Origin of the sequence: Mesorhizobium sp. M8A.F.Ca.ET.021.01.1.1, assembly GCF_003998025.1 — a bacterium.
GTDB lineage: Bacteria > Pseudomonadota > Alphaproteobacteria > Rhizobiales > Rhizobiaceae > Mesorhizobium.
Map to the genome: position 1 here is coordinate 1 of NZ_RZSJ01000616.1, position 3,589 is coordinate 3,589.

General features: G+C 63.3%; 3 protein-coding genes and 1 pseudogene. 2 read left to right on the top strand and 2 right to left on the bottom strand.

All coding sequences use genetic code 11. The annotated features are described in order from the left end of the window. The coding region (locus EOA36_RS30840) for a TetR/AcrR family transcriptional regulator (protein WP_145969388.1) at positions 1-340 on the bottom strand (340 nt) is incomplete at its 3' end. A gap of 100 nt (positions 341-440) precedes the next feature. Here EOA36_RS30840 and EOA36_RS30845 point away from each other — a divergent pair. Beyond that, a complete protein-coding gene (locus EOA36_RS30845) occupies positions 441-1,187 on the top strand; it encodes a 3-oxoacyl-ACP reductase family protein (RefSeq protein ID WP_127280692.1) in 747 nt (248 codons plus the stop codon). A 211-nt stretch (positions 1,188-1,398) separates the two neighbouring features. Beyond that, complete coding sequence (locus EOA36_RS30850) at positions 1,399-3,285, top strand: murein L,D-transpeptidase (protein WP_127280693.1); 1,887 nt, start codon at positions 1,399-1,401, stop codon at positions 3,283-3,285. Positions 3,286-3,288: 3 nt separating this feature from the next. On the opposite strand, the pseudogene EOA36_RS30855 reads toward EOA36_RS30850, so the two are convergent. Next, positions 3,289-3,589, bottom strand: a pseudogene (locus tag EOA36_RS30855) (hypothetical protein); the annotation flags it as partial.

Genomic DNA, 3,589 nt, shown 5'->3' on the forward strand with positions numbered 1-3,589 from the left:
GCGCACCCAGCGCAATCAGGCAGCCCTGCGGGCGATCGGTCTGCGAATAGGCCTTTGCGGTCCGATGCAGAAACCGCTCGATCGCAAGGCGCGCCGTTGGCGCCTCTTCGAGCGCGAGCCAGATGTCGGCGCCTTCCACGCGGGAGTAGAGATCCGTCGCCTCGAGGAACAAGGCTTCCTTGCTGCCGTAGGCGGCATAGAGGCTCGGCGAATTGATGCCCATCGCCGCCGCGAGATCGCTGATCGACGCGCCTTCATAGCCCTTCGCCCAGAACACATCCATCGCGCGCCGCAGGGCCGCGGTTCGATCGAAGGTGCGGGGACGGCCTCTTTCCGACATGTCGCTCTTTTCTGTGTTGATCGATACATAAATGAGTTGACGCGATCAAACAAGGCTGGCAGGTATTTATGTATCAATCACTACATAAATGGAGAAACCGATGTCATCCAGGAATTTGAACGGCAAGGCGGCACTCGTCACCGGAGGCAGCCGCGGCATCGGCGCGGCAATCGCGCGAAGGCTCGCGGCGGAGGGGGCCGATGTCGCGCTGACCTATGTGCATGGCGAGGACCAGGCCCGCTCGGTCGTCGCCGAGATAGAGACCAAGGGCGGTCGCGCGATCGCGATCAAGGCCGACAACCGCGACGCCGAAGCCATAGACCAGGCGGTTGCCGATGCGATGACCGCCTTCGGCCGGCTCGACATCCTGGTCAACAGTGCCGGCATCTGGCGCGCCGCACCCATCGATATGCTGTCGCTTGCCGATTTCGACGAAACCATGTCGGTCAATCTGAGGGCGCCGTTCATCGCCTCGAAAGCGGCGGCAAGACACATGGGCGAGGGCGGCAGGATCATCTCGATCGGCAGCAATCTGGCCGAACGGGTCACCGACACCAACCTGGGAGCCTACTCGACCAGCAAGGCGGCGCTGGTCGGCCTGACCAAGGCATTGGCCCGCGACCTCGGGCCACGCGGCATCACCGCCAATGTCGTCCATCCCGGCTCGACGGATACCGACATGAACCCGGCCGACGGCCCGCATGCCGAACATCAGCGAAAGAAGATGGCAACTCCGCGATTCGGCAAGGCGGAGGACATCGCCGGCATGGTTGCCTGGCTCGCAGGTCCAGAGGGCCGTTTCGTCACCGGAGCCGCGCTGACCATCGACGGTGGCGCAAACGCCTGAAGACGCAGGGATCCCCGCGGCCGGGGCGACCCAAAGGTCGCCCCGGCCGTCACGATCTTGTGAAACCGTTCTGCAACAGGCCCGCCGAAATTTATGAAAGCTTAACGAAATCGGTATGAATCGGTATAGTCGCGCCTTACATCCGCCATGCGGTTAGCGGGACGGTCTAGCGTGCGGAACGGGAACCGGTTGCGGCCGGAGCGGGTGATCCATGAACTTCCTCGGTAAAAAAGCAACCGTGATGCCGCTGGTGGCGATTACGGCGACGCTGGCTTTCGGCACGCCTCAGGCAGGTGCCCAAGGGCTTTTCGACATGCTGTTCGGCGGCGGCATCAGGCATGAGCCGAACGGCGAGTTTCCGCCTCCTCCGCCAAAGCACAAGCCGAAGGCGCCGGCCGGTGGCGACGGCGGCGGTGCGAGGATCAGCAGTCCGTCCTACTATACTTACAAGGCCGACAGACTGGTGCGCGTCGACTTCTCGACGCTGGCCGCCGCGCCGCAGCCGGCGGCGCCGCAAGATGCCGCTTTCGTTCCCTCGGCCACGGGTGCTGCTTTCCACGATGCCATTGCCGGCCTCAGCGACTACGAACTCTATGCCGAGCCCGACATCGCCAAGGCGCTGATCGCCTACTACTCTGCCAACCCGGATTTCATTTGGGTAGGCGGGACAAGCCCCAACAACCGTGCGCAAGATGCCGTGCGGGTGCTTGGCGAGGCTGCCAGCTACGGCCTCACGCCCGCCGACTACACGGTCGATGTGCCAGCGCTCGGTTCGACCTCGGCGGACGACGCAGCCAAGTTGAAGGAACTCGTCCGTTTCGAGATGGCGCTTTCCGCGCGTGTCCTGCGTTACGCCCATGACGCCCAGAGCGGCCGTGTCGAGCCCAACCGCATGACCGGCTACTACGATTTCCCGGCCAAGCCGCTCGACATGGTGGGCGTGCTGAAAACACTGGCGCATACACAGGAAGTTCGCACCTACCTCGAATCGCGCCATCCGCAGAATGCAGAATACCAGGCGCTGCGCGTCGAACTGGAGTCACTGCAGGCGAGCGCCGAGAACGAGATCGTCGTCGATCCGAAACTGCTGCTGAAGCCGGGCGAAACCAGCCCCGAACTGCCGAAGCTCCTGTCGCTGATCGCGCGCAATCTCGATGACGAGATGGGCGGCACCTATGGCGAGGTTCTGTCGCGGCTGGCAACCAGCGAAGTCTATGTTCCCGAACTGGTCCCTCTGATCAAGGCGGTGCAGCAGAAGGAGGGCATGAAGGGCGACGGCGTCATCGGACCGCGCACCGTCGCCTTGCTGGCCGGCACGTCGAAGGCCGACAGGCTGCTCAAGGTTCAGGTGGCGCTGGAGGAACTGCGCTGGCTGCCTTCCGATCTCGGCAGTCCGCGTGTTTTCATCAACCAGCCCGCCTTCACCGCAAGCTACATTGACGACGGCCAGGAAAAGCTGAAGACACGCGCCGTCGTCGGCCGTGTCACCAACCAGACGGCCTTCTTCTACGACCAGATCAAGCAGGTCGATTTCCATCCCTACTGGGGCGTGCCGCAGTCGATCATCGTCAACGAAATGCTGCCGAGATTGCGTGGCGATCCCGGCTATCTCGACCGTGCCGGCTATGAGGTGACGGATTCACGCGGCAAGCGCATTCCGTCGTCGGCGATCAACTGGGGCGATTATGGCGCCAACATTCCCTACAGCGTGCGCCAGCAGCCGAGCGAGGCCAATGCGCTGGGAGAATTGAAGATCCTGTTCCCCAACAAGCATGCGATCTACATGCATGACACGCCCCAGAAATCATTCTTCAAGCAGGACATGCGCGCGCTCAGCCATGGCTGTGTACGCCTGCAGGATCCGCGAGGAATGGCAGCGGCGGTGCTTGGCACCTCTGTCGACTATATCGCGGAGAAGCTGAAGCACGGACACTCGACCGAGGATGTGACGCGCAAGATCCCGGTCTATGTCGCCTATTTCACGGCATGGCCCGACATGTCCGGCAAGGTCGAGTATTTCAGCGACGTCTATGACCGCGACTCGCGGCTGAAGCAGGCCCTGGACGCGACCGAGGCGGTGCGCTCACCGTCGAGCTAACAGTCAACGCTCCGACAGCGGGCGCCGGAAACCGGCGTCGCGCCCGGCGATCAGCCAATAGACCAGCCCGGCCACAAGACCAGCGGCGGCTATGATGCCGATGTCGGCCCAGCGCTCCAGATCCACGTCTTCCGCCGCGCTCGGCCAGATCAGGAAGAAGCCGCCGGCGGCCGCCGCGGCGCCGAAGAACATGTGCAGCAGGACGCTGCGCAGGGAGAAGAACTCGGCGATCAGCGCGAAAATCAGCGTCTGCGGCGCTGTCACCACAACCGTCAGGAAATAGATGAACATGCCGAGCGGCGGC